A 20,199-nucleotide genomic window follows, 5' to 3' on the forward strand; every position below is an offset into this window, starting at 1 on the left:
TTTCTATCCCTTCTTTTCCTTGTCAGTCTTTACTTCTATCTTCAACTCCTCTAACTGCTCCTTAGCAACTTCCGAAGGAGCGTCTTCAAGGGGAGCGCTCCCCGTCAGAGTCTTCGGGAAAGCGATCACTTCCCTTATCGATTCTTTATCTGCCATAAGGGCAACAATTCTGTCAACTCCCGGAGCTATACCACCATGAGGAGGAGCGCCGTAGTCGAAGGCATTCAGCAAGAACCCGAACCTACTCTCCGCCTGCTCATGGCTCATTCCTACAATCTTCATCACCTTTTCCTGAATGTCTCTTCTGTGAATTCTTATGGACCCGGATGCAAGCTCAATGCCGTTACATACAAGATCATACACCTTCCCCGTTATCTTTCCAGGGTCACCATCGAGCGCCGATACATCTTTGGGCATAGAGAACATGTGGTGCGTGGCAACCCATCTCCCTTCTTCTTCGTTGTATTCAAAAAGAGGAAAGTCTGTAATCCAGCAGAACCGAAAAGCACGTTCACCTGGCAAGTATCCTTTCTTGCCAATTTCCGTCCGAACAGCTCCTAGTGCTGTAAGAGCAACGTTTTTCTCACCGGCAACAAAAAGAAGAAGATCTTTAGATTTGGCATAGACTGCCTCCATAATCTCCTTTTCAGAGGAACCTTTGAAGTATATGGAGAGAGGCCCTGAAAGGGAGCCCGTCTCCCCAACCTTCACCCATGCTATTCCTTTCGCACCAAAAGCCCTAGAGGTCTCACCCAGACCATCTATCTCTTTTCTGGAAAACTTTGATCCTCCATCGACCTTCAGGCACTCGATCCTTCCCCCAGACTCGGCAGTATCTGCGAACACTTTGAAATCAGACTTGCGAGCGATATCTGTCACATCCCTTATCTTCAGACCGAGCCGCAGGTCTGGCTTGTCTGTGCCGTACATTTCCATCGATTCCACGTAGGTGAGTCTCTTGAAGGGAGTGCCTAACTCCACACCAAGAGCTTCCTTGAAAGCGTGCGCAAACATTCCCTCAGCGAGCTTAAATACATCGTCTTCATCTACAAATGACATCTCAATATCTATCTGGGTGTGCTCCGGCTGCCTGTCACCCCGCATGTCTTCGTCCCTGAAACACCTTGCGAATTGGTAGTACCTGTCGAATCCCGCTATCATCAGAAGCTGTTTGTAAAGCTGGGGAGACTGAGCCAGGCAGTAAAACTTGCCGGGCTGGAGCCTGCTGGGCACAAGGAAGTCGCGTGCACCCTCAGGCGTGGAACGGGTGAGATAGGGAGTCTCCATCTCCACGAACCCGTTCTTGTCGAGATGTTCACGAATGGCCCTGTAAACTTTTGCCCTTAAGAGGAAGGCATCCTTCACTGGATTCCGCCTCATATCCATGAATCTGTACCTCAGCCTCAGTTCCTCAGTCGCCTTCACATCATCTTCGAGGACAAAAGGTGGAACTTTTGCCTCATTAAGAATCTCCAGATGTGAGGCGACCACTTCGATTTCACCAGTGGCAAGTTTTGCATTGACCATATCGGCAGGTCTTTCCCGAACCTTGCCTCTCACGGCAATAACGTATTCCGGCTTCAACTGGTGAGCAAGCTTGTGAAGGTCCTCGTTTTCAGGACTGAAAAAGGTCTGGGTCATACCGTATCTGTCTCTAATGTCTATAAAGATCAAGCCGCCATGATCTCTCCTTCTGTGCACCCACCCCATAAGGACCACTTTCTTGCCAGAGTCACTCTTGTTCAGTTCACCGCATGTATGCGTTCTCTTCATTTCTTGACTTCCTTTGAGATCTCTTCTGAGGACGACAATGAGACCTCTGTCTGCGCGCCGGTTTCTAATGTCTTGAGTTGTGCCTTCCCGTTTTTCAGTTCATCCTCGCCGATTATCAAAACCTTTCTTGCACCCATCTTGTCTGCCTGTCTCATCTGGGCCTTGAGACTTCTCCCCACAATGTCCATGTGGCAGGAGATGCCTTGAGCCCGTATGGAAGTTGCAAGCCTCATCCCCTCGACCTGAGCCTTCTCACCCAACACAGCAATGAACAGATCCACAGGGGGATAGCTTTTTGCTCCGACCTTTTCCTTCTCCATGGCAAGAAGAATTCTCTCCATGCCCGCGGCGAATCCAGCCGCCGGAGTGGGCTCGCCTCCAAGTTCCTCCACGAGCCGGTCGTATCTCCCGCCCCCACCGAGAGAATCCTGTCCGCCCAATACCGTTGAGACAGCTTCAAATACAGTTCTGGTGTAGTAGTCCAACCCTCTCACCAGCCTGGGATCGACAATGTACTCCATGCCAAGTAGAGAAAGATACTCCTTCACCGTATCAAAGTGCCGGGTGCAGTCTGAACACATGTGATCAACAGTCCTCGGCGCATTCTCTGTTTCTTTAATGCATTGCTCTTTCTTGCAGTCCAGTGACCGGAGAGGATTCGAATCAAACCTTCTCTGACAGTCCTTGCATAGTTTATCCAATCTGGGCCTCAGGTAGTCTCTGAGCATACTTGTATACTTCATTCTGTCATCAAAGCAGCCTATCGAATTGACCTTAAGTTCAACCTGTTTCAGTCCGAGGGTCTTCAAGGTCTCAAGCAGAATCTGTATCACTTCAACGTCCTGAGCCGGTCTGTCCGACCCTATCGCCTCTATGCCAAACTGACTGTGCTGTCTGTACCGGCCGGCCTGAGGCGATTCATACCTGTACATTCTGGAAATGTAGTACAGCTTTACATATGGAGATTTCTTTGCCATCCCGTGCTCGATATAGGCTCTGACCACAGAGGCCGTCCCTTCAGGAATAAGAGTCAGGCTCCTTTTGCCTGCATCCTGGAAAGTGTACATCTGCTTTTCGACTATGTCGGTTGTCACTCCTATCGACCTTGTGAAGAGCTCGGTCTCCTCAAATGTGGGAAAACGGATCTCCTTGTAGTTGAAACGGCGCATCGTCTCCCGGATGCACGCTTCCATGTGGTGCCAGTTCGGAATCTCTTCTGGTAGGATATCTCTGATACCCTTTGGACCCTTAATCAACTTCTCACCTTTCTGAATGTGATGTACACGATCAGACCTAGACCCAATCCCGCTGCATCAAAAAGAAAATCTCCCCATTCGCAAAATCTGTTAGGGATGAATAACTGATGAAGCTCATCCACTCCAGCAAAGCCAAAACCAAGAGCTAAAGTACCAAAATACCTGAATCTGACAAGCCTTCCCGAGACTGAAAACAGCCTGCCCAGGAGAACACCGAGTATGGCATACTCCGCGAGATGGGCCAGCTTGTCACCCCAGTCGAACGAGAGATACTCCACCTCAACCCCTGGCAGGGACGAGACGATGAGTATGACAAGAGCCCAACAAGCCGGGGGTCCCCAAAGGCCAAACCTCCCGGATGGACTCAATCCTCAAACTCCTTCTCCTCTTCACTGACCAGGGAAAACACCTCTTTCGCGCTTCGCGCCCCGAGAAGGTATGACCTGAAGGTCTCCTGATTCAAAATCCTGTAAAGCCGACATAGAATCCGCACATAGGTGTCGTCCACCTTCTTCGGAGCCGCAATCATGAAGAATATCTCGACGGGAATCCCATCAACAGCGTCGAACTCGACTCCGCCATGCCTTATTCCCAGGGAACAGCAGATTTGTCTCACATCCTCACTCCGGCAGCGAAAGACTGCAACACCTTTCCCCAGACCCGTGGACATCCGATTTTCTCTGTCCCTGGCAGATTCAAAAAGCGATTTTCCATCCAGACTATCGTCGTTGGATACCAACAAACCCACCAACTCCTGAATCGCCTCCTCCTTGGAACCAGCAGACATATTCAACTTAATCGACTTTTCACTCAACAGCTCAGCAATCACAGAATGCCTCACAGTATGGTCAGTTTACGAAGTTCGGCAATGGCAGATGCAGGATCAGGAGATCTAAACACAGCATCACCTGCAACTATGATGTCCACACCTGCTCTTGCCACAAGCTGGACAGTGCTTGGATTTATGCCTCCATCAACTTCCACTTTGACATCAAGGTTGCTATCGTCAATTGCCTTACGGAGAGTCTCTATTTTCTGCCCCACTGAGTCAATGAATCTCTGCCCCCCCATGCCCGGATAGACACTCATCACCAGAATGAGATCTATCTCACCAAGCAGGGTCAGAACACCTTCAACTTCAGTGTCAGGATTAAGGGCCACTCCTGCGAGGGCGCCGAGCCTTCGAATATCTCTTAGAACACTCACAGGCTCCTGGACAGCCTCCACATGTATGGATATGATATCTGCACCAGTTTGTATAAACTTCTCTATCTGTCTCTCGGGCTCGACTATCATTAGATGAACATCGAGAGGAAGGTCAGATATCCTGTTTGCAGCATCTACAATCAAGGGACCAAACGTGATGTTCTCAACGAACTGCCCATCCATCACGTCTATGTGCAGTAAATCGCAGCCTGCCCGCTCTACGACCGTTATCTGTTCGGTGAGATTGGAGAAATCTGCAGAAAGAATAGAAGGCGCAATTTCAACCAACTGCCTTCTCCTATTATTGACGTGTCAGTGGGCGGCTTCTTGCGATGGGCAGGCTACAGCCTGCCTGAGCTTATTGCAAAAATTATCTTATCGCCCCTTTTTACAGTCATCCCCGCCGGTGGGGACTGAAGTAGAATCATACCTTTCTGGGAATCACTAGTCTCCAATATCCTGACATCACCAATCTCAAGACCAAGGGCGAGTATCGAATCTCGAACAGAGTCAAACGTTTGGCCCAGAAAATCGGGCATAGCGAAAAAGGTTGCTTTTGCCCCACTTACAGTGAAGTCTACGGATGTCCCCCTGTAGACCACAGAATCAGGGGGAGGATTCGTGGAGACTATTCTCCCACCCCTGACCGTATCGGAGTAGGCCGTGTCTACTCTCCCTACCTTCAGTCCCATCCTTTCTATAAGACTCTTTGCCTGCACGATGCTTAGGTCAACTAGATGCGGTATAACAACTTTCTCTTGCCCCAGACTCGTAACCAGAGATACCAGTCCGCCCTCCTTTATCCTCTGGTTAGGCATCGGCTTTTGAGATATGACAAAGCCAAGAGGAACGATATCGTCATATCTCTGTTCATCAACATTGCATCTCAGCCCAGCATCATGCAAAACGGCCTTCGCCTCGGTCAGCGTCCTGCCCGTTACATCTGGCACATCAAGTTCCTTTCCAAAGCCGACAAGGCGCGGCATCACCATTTTGTCGACAATAACATATCCCACAACAAATGCCACGGCAACCAGAACAACCATAATCAGAAACCCTCTAATGAATCTTGTCATCATAACTATGCACTCATGTCAGATTTCGTTTAGATTCAGTTAAGAGCAGATCCTTCGACTACGTCGCTCGCAATATTCTCCTCGACAGGCTCGGGACAGGCACAGCAAGTAAACCCTTCGACAGCCTCGGGGTGCTCCCTTCGGCGCTGCCTCAGGACTAATTTCCCTAGACTTCGCCCCTCGATAGACTCCCTCCGACTTCGCGAAGGACAGGCGGGGCTACGCTCGGGATCGAGACTCTCTAAGCTTCGACTGCGTCTCAGCAAGAGAGACTAAGCAGGGTTAACTCCCTTCGATGACTCTCAGGACTCCCGCTTTCTAGAATTCGACATCCCAAGGATGTTCAATTTTCATCTCGCTTCCGAATTGACGATGATCTTGACTGTGGAACCTTTCCTCACCTTCGTACCAGACCTTGGATCCTGGCCTACCACAATTCCGAACTCATACTCAATGTTTGTGGTGTATCTTGTACTCACCTTTAGGCCCAGCCTCTCCAGTTTCGAGCGCGCCCTCCCGGGACTCGCCTTGAACACACTGGGTACAGTCACCAAGGACTCTCCACTGCTGATTTTGATATTCACAACCGTTCCCGCCGGAGCCCTTGTCCCTGCTGGCGGGTCTGTGGAGATAACGGCATCCTTGGATATTGACCCATGCATCTCACGACTGATTGTCCCCACAACAAGGTTGATGCTTTCCAGCTGGAGGCGCGCTTGACCCTGTGGAATCCCTTCAAGGTTTGGAATAATCACCTCAGGTCCTCCGGCCGATACTACTACTTTCACCAGAGCGCCTTTATCCAACTTGAAACCTGGAAGTGGATCCTGACTGACTATGGATCCTACGGGCACATTTGGGTCCTTCTTCTCCTCTAGCTCCATCATGAGAAAACCCTTGTTCTGAAGGACTAACCTTGCCTCCTCGACAGGCATATTCGCGACTGCGGGGACTTCAACTTTCCCCCCTCCTCCAAACGAGAAAGGAAGACCTCCAGACCTGGGCAATACGAGCAGGAAGACTGAGCATATGATTACTGAAACGATGAATGATGTCACAAGCGATATAGCGAATGCTTTCCCGGTATACATGTAGACCTCCTCTCAGAGTTACTTTCCTGCTTTTACCAACCTTGCAGCAAAAGCACCGTCAAGTCCCTGCTTGTGCGGAAGTGTGCGGTAGTAACCTTCCTCATCAACCAAGCTGCTAGCCACAAAACCCCCAGCATCCTCCAGCCGATAATCACCACGAAGTTCGAGGAATCTTGAGACAACCAATTCGTTTTCTTCCGGCTCGATTGTACAGGTAGAGTAGACTAAGATGCCTCCGGCTCGCACAGAATCAGCTGCGCTGAGCAGGAGAGCCAACTGGAGCCTGCTGAGGTTCACTATCTCCTTCTCGCTCATCCTCCACCTCAGGTCAGCCCTTCTCCGAAGGACCCCGAGGCCTGAACACGGAGCGTCAACAAGAATACGGTCGGCGCTTCTGGCTCCAAAGAACTGACCGTCAGCGACGACTCCCACGATGATATTTAAACCAAGCCTTCCAGCATTGTCAAGGACAAATTTGAGCCTGGAACGCCTTATATCAACAGCAATCACCAATCCTTCATCTTCCATCAGCTCCGCTATGTGGGTGGTCTTGCCTCCCGGGCCACTACACAGGTCGACTATTGTCTCACCAGGTCTCGGTTCGAGTATGTCTGAAACGAGAACTGAAGACTCATCCTGCACCTGGAATAGTCCTTTCCTGTAACCTTCGAGCGAAGCAAGGTCGTCTCTTATCACAATGGAAAGCGAAGAGCTCGAGAGCCTCCCAGGTTGTGAGCTGACATTCTCCTGTTGGAGCTTTTCGCTCAGTTCTTCTCGGGTAGTCTTCAACAGATTCGCCCTTATGGAGAGTGGAGGAATAGAGTTGTTGGCTTCACAAAGCCTTTGTGTCTCCTCGACCCCATATCTTTTGACCCATCTGTCTACTAACCATCGGGGATGGGAGTAGAAGGTGGAAATATGCTCTACTGGCTGGTGCTTCCCGTCGGGAAAGACAATGTCCGAACTGCGCTCTGCCATACTCCTCAACACTCCGTTGACCAGGGACGAGCATCCCTTTGACCCGAATTTCTTCGACTGCTTGACAGCCTCAGAAATGGCAGCATAATCGGGAATCCTGTCCAGGAAGAACACCTGATATGCGCCAAGTCTGAGTATGTTCCTTGTATAGGGATCCAACCTGGCCACCTCACCTTTTAGAAATTTGCTCAGAATATAGTCTATTCTCTTGCGCCACCTGATACATCCGAAGGTAAGTTCGGTTGCGAGCCGCCTATCTCTGGGATCCAGGTCTGAACCTTTCAAAATACCTTCAAGCGCAAGGTCTGCATAGCTGGATCTGACCTCCACTCTGTAGAGGGCTTCCAATGCGGCATCCCTGGATGTAAGCACATACTTCATGGCAATCGAGCTACAACTAGATATGACCCCTCTGACCTGTCTACTCCTCTCCACTCAACACAAAAACCTTTCTCTTCTAAAGATTCGCAAAGCTCTTCCGGGGAATAGAGAGAAAGTGTCTCATTCGAGAAAATATGGAACAGGCGCCTGTGAATTCTGGTCAATGGAGTCTCTCTTGTGGCCACTATGAGAGCGCATGCTTTGGGCCTCAGTATGCTCTTCAGTTTCTCGGCGGCGCTACGCAGGGGGAAGAAGTGCCAGCAGTATGCGGCGGTCACCATATCGTACGTGCCGGTCTCATCCCAGAAACTCTGCGCCACGTAGTCGAGGGAAGGGTGGCCGTGGAACTTCTTGGCATATTCAACCATGTAGGAAGAGGAATCGATAGCCTTTATGTTGCTGCGGGGGTTCTTCAAGGCTATCATCTTGGAGAGAACTCCCGCTCCACATCCGATATCGAGAAAATCCCTGCGACTCTTGTCCAGCTGACCAAGCTCCTTCAGAATGGCACCGAACGCATGCGCCCTCCACCTTCCCTGCGGAGGAAAAGCAAACGCCAGCTCATACAGATGCGGAGCACGATACTGCTTTGAAATAACCATAGATTACGAACAAATCACAATAACCAAACACCAAACTACACACTACTTACCCACGAAATTGAGAAATCCCACCCGGCCCTTCTCTTAACCTTCGAACTTCCCTCAGCCCTTCCCTGCACATTCGAAATTGCATCCGACCACATCCCCGATACCAATCCGAAAATCGAGAATAAAATCCCAATCTTGAGACAAATTGCAGTGACCAAACTCCAAATCACAAACAAATGACTGTCCAGGTTAGTCATTTGGGATTCGGGAGAGGAGCCGTAAATTCAAAGGGCTAAACAACTGTGTCCGGATTACCTTCTTCCGAATCTATCACCGGGCAGCGGTCTGAATCCATTTCTGAAATCAACCCAGGACATCTCCCGCTTTCCTTCAGGCTGTAAGGAGAGCAACCTGACGACACCATTCCCAGAGGCTACTTCTATGCCATTGTCTGTTCTCAGGATTTCGCCCGGCTCTTGCTCCACAACCTCCGTCAGAGCGTTCGCCCTGGCCAGTTTTATCAGTTTGTCTCTATAGTAACTATAGGCCCCTGGTCTGGGATAGAGTCCTCTCACGAGGTTCTTGATCTCGACTGCAGTCTTTGCCCATACCACATCACAGTCACTCTTCTTTATCCTTGGAGCCTTCGTCACCTTTGTCTCGTCCTGGGCAGTCCCCTCTACACTGCCTTGTTGAATGGCTTCGAGGACCCTGACCATCAGTTCTGAACCCAAATTGGAGAGGCGAACCGAAAGTTCGCCGGCCGTTTCGTCCTCCCGAATCTCAATAGAGTCTTGCATCATGATTTCACCCGCATCAAACCTCTCATTCATCTTGATGATAGAGACCCCGGTTATCTTCTCTCCCTTGATAATCGCCCAGTTAATGGGCGCGGCCCCTCTATAAAGCGGAAGAAGAGAGGGGTGTATGTTGAAGCACCCCTTTTGCGGCAGGCCCAGCAGTCTGGGACCCAGTTTGTGAGCATAGGCCACAACCACAATCGTATCCGGCTCATATTTTTCAATTGTTGAGACAAAAGAGTCGGAATTGGGGTCTTCGGGTTGCTCTATGTCCAAACCTGATTCCTGTGCGACTATCTTGACAGACGGCGGCTGCAATTTTCTTCCTCTCCCCTTTGGCCTATCTGGTTGAGTGACCATAGCCACAACCTGAGCCCCGGTTTTGAGTAGTCTCCTCAAAGGCTCCTCGGCGAACTCTGACGTGCCAAAGTACACCAGCCTCATCGCCCGGTGTCCTCCTCCATCCTCCTCACTCCCGTAATCGCACTCTTCTCCACCTCAACCTTCACCTTCTCGTCCACCTTCATTATGACCACACGATCCTTGAAGCCGACAATGCTCCCGTGTAACCCACCCGAGGTTACCACCCGATCACCCTTTTTTAACTGTGACATCATCTCCAAGTGTTTCTTCTGCTTCCTCTGTTGAGGAAATATGAGCAGAAAATAGAGAACCAAAAACATCAATATGAAGGGGAGAAGACCAATCAGTCCGGATGAACCGCCTGTCTGACCTCCCCCGGGGGCCATTGCATATGCAGTGCCTATCATTCTACTACCTCCTGTTCAATCTTGTAGTTGCTCAAGAACTCCTCCTTCCAATCCCAGAGCCTATCCTCCATCAAGGCTCTTCTCATTTGAGAAACAAGTTGGGTGAAATAATGGATGTTGTGCATGGTGGCGAGTCTGGGAGCCAGAATCTCCCCCGCGTTGAACAGGTGCCTGATGTAGGCGCGGGAGAAGTTCCTACAAGCATAGCAGTCACAATCTTCGTCTATCGGATTATGGTCACTCTTATACTCAGCGTTTTTCACTACCAGTTTCCCATTCCTGGTGAATACCGTTCCCGTCCTTCCGTTCCTGGTGGGGATGACGCAGTCGAACATGTCGACCCCTTTTACATAAGCCTCAACCAGGTCCTGAGGCAGGCCGACACCCATCAAGTACCTCGGCTTTTCTTTGGGTAGTTTTTCTACGGTAAGCTCTACCATCTCCATGGTCAGGACCTTTGGCTCTCCGACTGCCAGTCCCCCAATCGCGTAGCCGGAGAAATCAAGATCGACAAGCCTCTCTGCACACACCCTCCTCAGGTCCGGGTAGGTGCCCCCTTGCACAATCCCAAAAAGGGTGAAGCTCCCATTGTCAAGCGCCCTCGCTTTGCGCGCCCATTCAATTGTGAGTTCCATGGAGGAAGCGGCGTAGTCTTTTGTCGACGGATATGGAACTGGCTCATCCAACACCATACCAACATCCGGAGAGAGGCCGTCTTCTATTTCCATAACCTTTTCCGGGGTGAAGAGGTGAAAGGAACCGTCAAGATGGGATTGGAACCTCACGCCATCCTTGTTTATCTCTCTCAAATCTGCAAGGCTGAATACCTGAAATCCGCCACTGTCAACCAGAACTGGCTTTTGCCAGCTGATAAACTGGTGAATGCCACCGGCCTCCCTGATCAGCTCATGTCCTGGCCTCAGATAAAGGTGGTATACATTGCAGACGATCATTTGAACCCCTGCTTCTTGCAACTCCCTTGGTGACATTGTCTTGACTGTGCCCTGGGTTCCAACAGGCATGAACACAGGGGTCTCTACGATTCCGTGGGGAGTGCGAAGAATGCCTACCCTGGCATTGGTCTTCTCGTCCTCCTTGACAATCTCGAATGCAAACTTTTCTTCTTCCATGAGACCTGCTAACGTTACAAAATCAGTTCGTATTGAAAAAGAAGCCTTGCGGCAATCTGCATGGCCATACCACTGAACGCGGCTACAGTGAAATTGTCATCCACTGGAAGGGGCGCGGCTTCCGCAATCATTGCTACAAAAGCGCCGATCAGCACTATCCAGACTCCCAGGTATATGCCAGGTGCTAACCTGAGAAGAAATCCAACTGCGACTGAGACAGCAAGGAGAGCCAGACTCCCTTCAATGCTCTTGTTGTTAAAGAACCTCCTCGTTCCAAATCTCACACCGATTATGGTGGATGCTGCATCACCAAATGTGAGAAATAGAAGTGCACAAAGCGCAATAGACCTCTCCAGAAAGACGATACAGAACAAGGTAGACAGAAGGAAGTATGTTTCGCCTAGAATAAGACCTGACTTTTCCTTGAAGGCACCCCTGGACCTCTTACAAATCCATACCCAGGCCAGAGGGTTTGCCTTTCTGGCTATCTCCAATGCAGTCACCAGCCCAAGGAAAAACATCACTGCTGCGATGGAAAGTAGCTTGTCCGGCGAGAAGTAGTACAGGACGGGGAATATGAGCCCCACCACTATCCTGTATCCTTTTCTAACCGCAACAATCAATAGGAAGCTTCCTCCAACTCCTTCGCTTTTCTTCTTAGCTCGCGCATTTCCCTCATCGCTTCAGTGTTGGCAAGAGCACCTACCCCGATCAATGTCACAATCCCTGCAAGAAGAGTGAGCCAGTTCTGTGGATAGACGATATAAACAAGCCCTACGAAGAATACCATTGCTGTGATCAAGACCGCCAGTGAACGGGGCGCCACCTTCTGTATATAGAAGTGAAGGGCAATAGCAATAAGAAAAAGCTTGGGCGTAAGATAGAGCAGAACTGCTCCAGAGGTGGCCAGACCCTTTCCCCCTTTGAACAAGAGGAATATCGACCAGCAGTGACCCACAACAGCCGCCGATCCCACCAGTGCAACCCAGTAGCCGGAAAGCCCAAGCCACCTTTCAGAAACGATCATGGCAGCAACACCCTTGCCCGTGTCAAAGAGCCAGGTGAGCAGACCGGGAGTTGCTCCCACCTCTCTGAAAACGTTGGCAGCACCCGGGTTCTTTGTTCCCACTCTCCTTATGTCCACATTCTTGAGCAGTCTGGAGAAGACGACTGCAAATGGTACGGAACCGAGAAGGTAGCCCACAAAGGCTCCCACTACGATCTTCTGCCAACCCAGGAGTTCCATCTTCGCTGCACCCTACTTTATTAACATTGCATCGCCATACGAATAGAACCTGTATCCCTTGCCAATTGCCTCCATATAAGTACTCTTCAATCGCTCCAGGCCTGCAAATGCTGCGGCCAGCACAAACGTGGTGGATCTGGGTAGATGGAAGTTGGTAACCAGGGAGTCCACTATCCTGAACTGATAAGGCGGGTAGATGTAGAGCTGAGCTTCACCCGTTCCTGCCTTTACTTCCCCTGATGCCCCGGAGTCTTCAAGGGCTCTCGCCACAGACGTACCCACTGCGATAGTATGCCCTTTGGCAGAGTTTATCTTCTCTGCTGCCTCTTGTGATATCTCGTAGTACTCGCTCTCCATATCATGCTTTGAGACATCTTCCACTTTCATCGGTCTGAAAGTTCCTAGTCCAATATGAAGGGTTATGAAAACTACTTCGGCCTTGTCTCTTATCGAGGACAGAATTGCATTTGTGAAATGTAGACTGGCCGTGGGCGCAGCCACGGAGCCATCCTTCCGAGCGAAAATTGTCTGGTACCTTTCCCTGTCCATCTCCTCCGGTTCCCTTTCAATATAGGGCGGCAGAGGCACGCTACCAGCAGAATGCATCAGACTCTTCACATCACCACCGAACCTGAGGACTCTTTTGCCGGAGCTGAGCACTGAGCAGACTTCACACGCTCCATATCCATCGAAGATTATCCGCGTCCCCTCCTTCGCCTTTTTCCCTGGTTTTACGAGTGCCTCCCAGACATCTTTCTCACGCTCCCTTAAAAGGAGAACCTCAACTTTTCCTCCCGTTTCTTCGCGGGTTCCAAACAATCTGGCCGGAATAACCCTGGTTTCATTCAGAACGATCACGTCCCCGGGCTCTATGTAGTCAATGATGTGCTCAAAGACAGTGTGCGTAGTGATTCCTTTTTTTCTATCAAGAACCAGAAGCCTCGCCTGCCCCCTTTCCTTGGGAGGATACTGGGCAATGAAGCCCTCAGGAAGCGTATAGTCAAACTGGTCTATGTTCATTTCTTCTGCCTCTGTCCCAAAAGGGCGGCCGTAATCCATCATCATATGTGCAGTGGCCAAACCTCACTTGTTGTTTTCGCCGCCGTCACATTCAGATTGCTTCGTCGCTAACACTCCTCGCAATGACAAGCCGGCTATGTCATTGCGAGCCCTGCCTCTCCTGCCTGCCCGGGCCGTTTCACGGCCTCCCGAGCCGAGTCGAGGGGAGGGTATCCGAAGGGAGTGGAACGAAGGGCGTAGCAATCTGGGTCTTGGGAGAGTTCGGCAGTTTGTTCATTTTGTTTCTTTTGGCGTTACTATCTATGTTCCCATGATACAGCGTATTCAACACTCCCAGAACGTCGCGTGATTCATTTTCGAAAAAAGAGATTTAAGACGACGGTCAGAACAAATGACACAAGCAACATTGTTACAATGGGAAAGTAAATTGTGAAGTTCCGCCTATGGATGAATATGTCGCCCGGAACTCTCCAGGTGAAACCGAACCTGGCCGAGACCAGCATTAGGAGCCCCACCACGGCGAGAACGAGACCGCTCACGATGAAGAACTTGCCTATGGCTGTCAACGGATTGAAGATGGCCAACTCCCTTTTTCATAAGAAATCACACTAACGATCTTATTTCAGGAATTCTGCTCTCCCTCTGGACTTGATAGAAACGCCTTCACTATCTCGTCCGCCTCCTCAAAGTCATCGCCCCTCACCAACACCTCACCCCAGTTAGGCTTCATCATCATCCCTATGCTATCGTACATGGCCACTTGATGTGATTTAATGAGCGCATCTATCCCTTCATTTTCCAGAAGTGACTTTATCGTATTCGCCATAAACTCGTCCGGAGCTTTGTACACTACCTTGAGGTCGCTCTTACTTTCTCTCATCTCTGTCCCACTCTCAGAGAAGCCTCTTTTGCTCTCTTCTTGTTATCCCAAAATGCTTGTAAGCCAACTCCGTCGCTTCTCTGCCCCTGGATGTTCTCTTAAGATACCCTTGAAGAATCAAGAATGGCTCGAAAACCTCCTCTATCGTGTCCGGCTCTTCACCTACGGCTACCGAAACTGTACCCAAACCTACAGGTCCACCATCGAACTTCTCAATTATTGTCCTCAGAATTCTTTTGTCCATCTCATCAAAACCCATTTCATCGACATCCAGGGCCTCCAGGGATTCCATGGCTATTTTTAGGTCGATCTTTCCTCCACACTTCACCTGGGCGAAGTCTCTCACCCTCCTCAGAAGTCTGTTTGCCACCCTGGGAGTACCCCTTGATCTCTTCGCAATCTCAAGGGCTGCGGACTCTTCTATTTCAGTAGCGAGTATACTTGCTGAGCGAATTGCGATTTTGTGGAGATCATCCGGCGGATAGAAATCCAATCTGGAGACGACGCCGAACCTTGACCTGAGCGGCGAGGTAAGAAGTCCTGCTCGTGTTGTCGCGCCAATCATAGTAAAAGAATTCAGGGTCAGTCTGACGGAGCGTGCTCCAGCACCCTTGTCCAACATTATGTCAATATTAAAATCTTCCATCGCAGGATACAGATACTCTTCAACTGTCTTGTTCATTCTGTGAACTTCGTCTATGAACAGAACCTCCCTTGGCTGGAGCTTGGTAAGTATCCCGGCCAGGTCTGCGGGCCTCTCGAGAACAGGTCCCGTGATAGTTTTTATCTCCACCCCCAGTTCTCGCGCCACTATGTGCGCAAGAGTGGTTTTACCCAAACCTGGAGGTCCGTAGAACAATATGTGGTCGAGTGCATCTCCCCTCTGTTTTGCGGCCTCAATGAAAACCTTCAGGTTTTCTTTAAGCTTGTTCTGCCCCACGAATTCATCAAGGGTTCTGGGCCTCAGGGTTCTATCGAACTCCGCTTCGCCTACCATTTCTTGAGGGATAGTTATTCTTTCACTCATGAGAACCTCTTCAATGCTTCTCTCACCATCTCCTCAACAGGAATGTCACTCCCTCTTTCATTCAGCACTTTCTGAAGAGCATCCCGTCCTTCACTCTCCCTCAATCCGAGGGATTTCAGTGCTCTGAGCGCATCATTACAAGGCCCAAGCATCTCCTCAGCTTCCCTGCCCTCCTCTGCAAACTTGTCCTTCAGTTCAACTATTAACCTCTCCGCAGTCTTTCTGCCTATGCCCTTGATGCTTGATATGAACATCTTGTCACCGGAAAGAACCGCCTTCCTCAACTCGCCAGGCCTCGCGCCGGAAAGCACTGATATCGCCGTCCTACCACCTATCCCGGATACCGAGGTGAGCAACAGAAACAGGTTCTTTTCATCACTGCTGCCGAATCCAAAAAGCTCCATCCTGTCATCTTTGACTGAGAGGTGGGTGAAGAGTTTCGTGGTTGTCCCCAGTTCCCCAAGCGACTCATAGGTAGAAACCGGTATGCGCACACTGTAGCCCACACCCCTTATATCTATCACTGCGCTAGTGGGGTTCTTCTCGACCAGTTTACCCTCAAGATATGAAATCATAAGAAATCTCTCAGCAAGTTGCCGTCAGCTACCAATCGGTAAGGAAGATATACACTCCACGCCGTAATCACCTTCACCCGACTGTCTCCTGCGTATGAAGACAGCACAGAGCCACAGCCAGCGCGTCCGAGATATCGGTGGATTCTGGTAGATCTTCCACACCTAGCTGAGCCTTCACCATGTACCTCACCTGCTCCTTGGAGCTACTTCCTCTGCCCCCCACTGCACTTTTAATACGCCGCGGCGAGAACTCCACAACTTCTACACCAGAACTTTCCGCAGCAAGTAAGACCACACCCCTCGCGTGGCCCAGCAGTATGGTTGATTTGGCATTCTTGCCATAGAATACCGTTTCGCAAGCCAGGGTATCTGGCCTGTACTTCCTTATTATCTCCTGCAGTGAACTGTGGATGAACATAAGACGGGATGAAAGCGGGTCATTCTTTGAAGTGGCAAAACTCCCAAATCCCTTGACAAGGATGTTCTTTCCGTCGCTTTCTAGAACTCCATATCCAACGGATGTCAGGCCTGGATCAACACCAAGGACAGTCATGCTACGCTTCGCTTCCACCTACTATCTCTATTTCGAGACAGTCGAAACTTCCACCCCACTACCCGGCCAGGCTGACCATCACCTCCTCAGGAATGTCAAAGTTGGCGTAAACGTCCTGAACATCATCAAGTTCTTCTATTGCCTCAATCAGTCTTAGCATCTGCTCAGCCTTCTTGCCGGTCAATTTCACAGTACTCTGAGGAACCTTTGTCCTCTCTGCACTTGTGTATTCTATTTTCTTATTCTCGAGCGACTTTTTCACCTGCTCGAAATTTGTCAGATCTGTCACAATCTCATAGGTATTTGCGTCAGAGCCTACATCGTCGGCCCCCGCTTCCAGAGCAACAGACAGAAGAGTGTCCTCGTCAACTTTGGATTTGTCTATCATTATCACGCCTTTCAGCGAAAAGATCCATGAAACACACCCGGCAGAGCCCAGGCTGCCACCGTGCTTGCTGAAGGCTTTCCGCACGTCTGCTGTTGTTCTGTTCCTGTTATCGGTCATGCAGTCTACAAGCATCGCCGTTCCACCCGGCCCGTACCCCTCGTAGCTCACCTCCTCATAGGACACACCGGGAAGTTCGCCCGTCCCCCTTTTGATTGCCCTCTCCACATTCTGGGCTGGCATGTTGGCTGCCTTGGCCATGGCTATGGCTGTCCTCAGTCTGCGATTGCCTTCAGGATCTCCGCCACCTTCTCTGGCCGCAACCGTTATCTCCTTGATCAGTTTGCTGAATATTTTGCCGCGCTGCGCATCTGCCTTTCCTTTCTTCCTCTTTATTGTTGACCATTTGGAATGTCCGGACATTTATACCTCCTTGCGCCATCGACGCTGCACATCTAAAATATCAGATATTACGCGCAAGTTCAAGGGCATTTTGAAAGCCCTGGGGCAGGGCCATGCCTTGAGAATTCGCAGAAATCGGGCGTCCGTCAGTGTGTGGCCATCACCTCATCAGGTGGGGTTGCGACTGTAGTGTGACCACTGTCCCAGACAACGAAGATTCTTCCGTAGACTGTCATGCCCGGAGTCACCTGAGTTGCTCCAGAGATGAAGCCACCGAATTCAAGGTTAATCTGTTCACCAGGAAGGAGGTTATTCTCAACGGGACTATTGGGAGAAGGATCAAGCTCCATGCTTCCAAGGTCCTTCTCCTCATCATCAAAAACCGTGTATATGGTGGCACTGACAGCTTTCACATTCTTGACTATGGCCTTGCCGCTATTTGTAACCTTTATTTTGAAGACTGTGTGGAATGAGGGGCCCTCCTTCGGAATGACTGGCATCAGATTAAGCCAGTAGTATCCAGATGGTTCAATTGATAAATCGACCTGCGTCTCGGTCTTCATCTCTTTTTTCGAGCAGCCCAGTGCCAGTATGCTGACAGTAAGCAGAGCAGAGAGCAGATATCTCATTTCTCCTGCTCCTTTTCCTTCGCTGTCTCGCTGATTATTCGCTCGGCGATCTCCCTGGGTACTTCCTCATAATGGCTGAACGTCTGGGAAAATGTCCCTCTACCCTGAGTCATGGACCTCAACTGAGAAGAATACCTGTACATCTCGGCTTGAGGAACCGCAGCCTTTATCTTCTGTAGTGTGCCCTCGGATTCCATACCCTGTATCTTGCCCCTCCTTGAGTTCAAATCCCCCATAACGTCTCCCATGTACTCCTCAGGGATGACCACCTCAACAGCAGATATCGGCTCAAGCAGGTAAGAATCGGCAGTTTCCTGTCCTTTCTTAAAAGCGAGTGAGCCCGCAATCTTGAAGGCAATGTCAGATGAGTCAACCGAGTGGTAGGATCCATCATACGCAGTGGCCTTTAGATCAACGGTAGGATAACCTGCTATCACTCCTTTCTGCATCGCTCCCCTTATCCCCTTCTCAACCGATGGGATGTATTTCGATGGGATTGATCCACCCACAACGCCATTGACAAACTCGAAGCCTGATCCACGCTTGAGCGGTTCGAACCTAACCCACACATCACCATATTGGCCTCTGCCGCCTGACTGCTTTTTGTACTTGCCTTGAACTTCAACCTTCCTGCGGACCGTTTCCCTGTAGGGAATCCTTGGCTTTACCAGTTCCATATCCACCCCGAACTTTCTCCTCAGTCTGCTCACAACAACCTCGAGGTGGAGTTCCCCCAATCCATATATCAATGTCTGTTTCAGTTCGGCGTCATACTTCACAGAGAAAGTGGGATCTTCCTCAGCAATCCTGGCCAAGCCCGAAGACACCCTGTCTTCATCTCCCTTAGTTCTGGGAACAATCGCTATTGAGGCAGCGGGCCTGGGGAAATCTATGCCTTCCAGCACAATTGGATTTCCTTTATCAGCCAGAGTATCCCCGGTCCGGGTGTTCTTCAGTTTAACTAAGGCACCGATGTTCCCTGCCTTTATCTCCTTCACCTCTATTCGTTCCTTCCCTTTGAAAAGGAAAATCTGACTGATCTTCTCAGCGGAGCCCTTGGTGGAGTTGATTACCTCCCTGCCGGATGAAAGCACACCGGAGTACACTCTCACCAGATTCAGCTCACCGACATGCGGCTCCACCAGGGTCTTGAAAACGAGTGCTGAGAGTGGTGCATCCGGACTGTTCTCCCTGGTTGCACTCTTATCCTTACCAGTGATCGGCGGCCTATCTTTGGGTGATGGTAGATACTTTGATATTCCATCCAGAAGTCGATCAACTCCAGCCCTAGAGAAAGCATCTCCGCAGAGGACAGGAAACAGCTTGCCGCTTGTAACCCCTGCCTTTAGACCCGTTATTACCTCTTCGCGCGAGAGCCCTTTATCGAGGTATTTCTCTGTCAGACTGTCTTCAGTTTCTGCGACCGACTCAACCATCTTCTCCTTGAAGCTCTCAAAAGATTCTTTCATGTCATCTGGAATTTCCGACTCGGTCATCTTCCCATTCTCGTAGGTTATCGCCTTTTCCTCAATTAGATCGACCACTCCCTTGAAGGAAGAACCTGATCCAATAGGTATCTGGAGTGGAAGTACACTCGTCCCGAACCTTTCGATAATCTTCTCCAGGATTTCGCGGAAGTTCACATTCTCCTTTGTCATTTTGTTCACAAAAAGAATCCGGGGCAGGTTCATCTTGTCCGCTTCCTGCCATGCCATTTCTGTCCCCACTTCGAGCCCTGATGCCACATCTATGACTATTATGCAGGAATCTGCCACCCGCATGCCGGCTATCCTCTCGCCCATGAAGTCGGCATAACCAGGCGTGTCAATGAGATTAAGGAATTTGTCCTTCCAGTTGAAATGGGCAAGTGAAAGATTTATTGAACACTTTCTGTCAATCTCGTCCTGATCATAATCCATTATGGAATTACCTGCATCCACCTTGCCCAGTCTAGTTGTGGCTTTGGCGTCGTAGAGCATCGCCTCAGCAAGAGTCGTCTTCCCGGAGCCGCCGTGTGAGGCCAGGCATATGTTCCTTATCTTCTCAATATTGTAGTCCTTCAAGTCCCAAAACCTCCTTCATTTCTGTATTTTTGCACTCGCGTCGCGAATTGTTTATGTTAGCCAACGAGCCCCCGTATGTCAAGACCAATAACAGAGCTATCAGCTCTGACTGGAAACACGAAATTCCCCACCACACCGCACGACCACGCCCGAAATTACGAAATTGCGAAATTCCTCTCCACCCCTCGCCCGGGCAGAACGAGCAGGGCAATTTCGAAGGTGTGGGGAAGGGCGGATAGGAATTTCATAATTTCGAAGGGGCGGAGAAAGGGAGCTGGGAATTTCGTAGGTTGGATCCGCGGACAGCCCCCAGTTTTACATGTAACAGCGAAGGATAAATAGACACATCACAAGAAAGATTTTGGAAC

23 protein-coding genes are annotated in these 20,199 nt (G+C 50.2%); all 23 read right to left on the reverse strand.

From position 1 onward, the window contains the following. Positions 1–3: 3 nt before the first annotated feature. The gene (aspS, locus tag E3J62_06825) at positions 4–1,773 is read right to left on the reverse strand and encodes an aspartate--tRNA ligase (protein TET45661.1); all 1,770 of its coding nucleotides are present in this window, start codon (positions 1,771–1,773) and stop codon (positions 4–6) included. Then, positions 1,770–3,029, reverse strand: a complete 1,260-nt coding sequence (locus E3J62_06830) for a histidine--tRNA ligase (GenBank protein ID TET45662.1) — start codon at positions 3,027–3,029, stop codon at positions 1,770–1,772. The genes aspS and E3J62_06830 overlap by 4 nt, the downstream gene beginning before the upstream one ends. After that, positions 3,026–3,397: a hypothetical protein gene (locus tag E3J62_06835; GenBank protein ID TET45663.1), complete on the reverse strand. Its 372-nt coding sequence runs from the start codon at positions 3,395–3,397 to the stop codon at positions 3,026–3,028. Before E3J62_06835 ends, E3J62_06830 begins: the two co-directional genes overlap by 4 nt. Continuing rightward, positions 3,394–3,858 carry a PTS sugar transporter subunit IIA gene (locus E3J62_06840; GenBank protein ID TET45664.1) on the reverse strand — a complete coding sequence of 155 codons (465 nt, stop codon included), beginning with the start codon at positions 3,856–3,858 and terminating at the stop codon, positions 3,394–3,396. Before E3J62_06840 ends, E3J62_06835 begins: the two co-directional genes overlap by 4 nt. Positions 3,859–3,866: 8 nt before the next feature. Then, positions 3,867–4,523: a ribulose-phosphate 3-epimerase gene (gene rpe / locus E3J62_06845; GenBank protein ID TET45665.1), complete on the reverse strand. Its 657-nt coding sequence runs from the start codon at positions 4,521–4,523 to the stop codon at positions 3,867–3,869. Between the two features lie 53 nt (positions 4,524–4,576). Continuing rightward, positions 4,577–5,314, reverse strand: a complete 738-nt coding sequence (locus tag E3J62_06850) for a PASTA domain-containing protein (GenBank protein TET45666.1) — start codon at positions 5,312–5,314, stop codon at positions 4,577–4,579. Positions 5,315–5,661: 347 nt separating this feature from the next. After that, positions 5,662–6,402, reverse strand: a complete 741-nt coding sequence (locus tag E3J62_06855) for a PASTA domain-containing protein (protein TET45667.1) — start codon at positions 6,400–6,402, stop codon at positions 5,662–5,664. Positions 6,403–6,420: 18 nt separating this feature from the next. Continuing rightward, positions 6,421–7,761 carry a 16S rRNA (cytosine(967)-C(5))-methyltransferase RsmB gene (gene rsmB / locus E3J62_06860; protein TET45668.1) on the reverse strand — a complete coding sequence of 447 codons (1,341 nt, stop codon included), beginning with the start codon at positions 7,759–7,761 and terminating at the stop codon, positions 6,421–6,423. Further along, the gene (locus tag E3J62_06865) at positions 7,758–8,363 is read right to left on the reverse strand and encodes a class I SAM-dependent methyltransferase (GenBank protein ID TET45669.1); all 606 of its coding nucleotides are present in this window, start codon (positions 8,361–8,363) and stop codon (positions 7,758–7,760) included. Before E3J62_06865 ends, rsmB begins: the two co-directional genes overlap by 4 nt. Before the next feature lie 299 nt (positions 8,364–8,662). Then, positions 8,663–9,595 carry a methionyl-tRNA formyltransferase gene (locus tag E3J62_06870; GenBank protein ID TET45670.1) on the reverse strand — a complete coding sequence of 311 codons (933 nt, stop codon included), beginning with the start codon at positions 9,593–9,595 and terminating at the stop codon, positions 8,663–8,665. Then, positions 9,592–9,921: a preprotein translocase subunit YajC gene (yajC, locus tag E3J62_06875; GenBank protein TET45671.1), complete on the reverse strand. Its 330-nt coding sequence runs from the start codon at positions 9,919–9,921 to the stop codon at positions 9,592–9,594. The genes E3J62_06870 and yajC overlap by 4 nt, the downstream gene beginning before the upstream one ends. Beyond that, positions 9,918–11,051, reverse strand: a complete 1,134-nt coding sequence (gene tgt, locus E3J62_06880) for a tRNA guanosine(34) transglycosylase Tgt (GenBank protein TET45672.1) — start codon at positions 11,049–11,051, stop codon at positions 9,918–9,920. The genes yajC and tgt overlap by 4 nt, the downstream gene beginning before the upstream one ends. 14 nt (positions 11,052–11,065) lie before the next feature. Next, positions 11,066–11,674, reverse strand: a complete 609-nt coding sequence (locus E3J62_06885) for a hypothetical protein (GenBank protein TET45673.1) — start codon at positions 11,672–11,674, stop codon at positions 11,066–11,068. Further along, positions 11,671–12,297 (reverse strand): glycerol-3-phosphate acyltransferase, encoded by a 627-nt coding sequence (locus E3J62_06890; GenBank protein ID TET45674.1) that lies wholly within the window; start codon positions 12,295–12,297, stop codon positions 11,671–11,673. Before E3J62_06890 ends, E3J62_06885 begins: the two co-directional genes overlap by 4 nt. Positions 12,298–12,309: 12 nt before the next feature. Then, entirely contained in the window at positions 12,310–13,317 is a 1,008-nt protein-coding gene (gene queA / locus E3J62_06895) for a tRNA preQ1(34) S-adenosylmethionine ribosyltransferase-isomerase QueA (GenBank protein TET45682.1), read from the reverse strand. Between the two features lie 350 nt (positions 13,318–13,667). Further along, positions 13,668–13,883, reverse strand: a complete 216-nt coding sequence (locus E3J62_06900; GenBank protein TET45683.1) for a DUF2905 domain-containing protein — start codon at positions 13,881–13,883, stop codon at positions 13,668–13,670. 56 nt (positions 13,884–13,939) lie between these two features. Then, on the reverse strand, positions 13,940–14,197 hold the full coding sequence (locus tag E3J62_06905; protein ID TET45675.1) for a DUF2007 domain-containing protein: 258 nt from the start codon (positions 14,195–14,197) through the stop codon (positions 13,940–13,942). Between the two features lie 13 nt (positions 14,198–14,210). Continuing rightward, entirely contained in the window at positions 14,211–15,224 is a 1,014-nt protein-coding gene (gene ruvB, locus E3J62_06910) for a Holliday junction branch migration DNA helicase RuvB (protein ID TET45676.1), read from the reverse strand. Beyond that, a complete protein-coding gene (ruvA, locus tag E3J62_06915; GenBank protein TET45677.1) occupies positions 15,221–15,799 on the reverse strand; it encodes a Holliday junction branch migration protein RuvA in 579 nt (192 codons plus the stop codon). Before ruvA ends, ruvB begins: the two co-directional genes overlap by 4 nt. A 73-nt stretch (positions 15,800–15,872) precedes the next feature. Next, positions 15,873–16,370, reverse strand: a complete 498-nt coding sequence (ruvC, locus tag E3J62_06920; protein TET45678.1) for a crossover junction endodeoxyribonuclease RuvC — start codon at positions 16,368–16,370, stop codon at positions 15,873–15,875. Positions 16,371–16,410: 40 nt separating this feature from the next. Next, positions 16,411–17,160 (reverse strand): YebC/PmpR family DNA-binding transcriptional regulator, encoded by a 750-nt coding sequence (locus E3J62_06925; protein TET45679.1) that lies wholly within the window; start codon positions 17,158–17,160, stop codon positions 16,411–16,413. A gap of 125 nt (positions 17,161–17,285) precedes the next feature. Beyond that, positions 17,286–17,768 carry a hypothetical protein gene (locus E3J62_06930; GenBank protein ID TET45680.1) on the reverse strand — a complete coding sequence of 161 codons (483 nt, stop codon included), beginning with the start codon at positions 17,766–17,768 and terminating at the stop codon, positions 17,286–17,288. Then, a complete protein-coding gene (gene fusA, locus E3J62_06935; GenBank protein ID TET45681.1) occupies positions 17,765–19,831 on the reverse strand; it encodes an elongation factor G in 2,067 nt (688 codons plus the stop codon). The genes E3J62_06930 and fusA overlap by 4 nt, the downstream gene beginning before the upstream one ends. Positions 19,832–20,199 lie beyond the last annotated feature (368 nt).

The sequence above is a fragment of the candidate division TA06 bacterium genome, assembly GCA_004376575.1.
GTDB lineage: Bacteria > Hydrothermota > DG-26 > E44-bin18 > E44-bin18 > E44-bin18.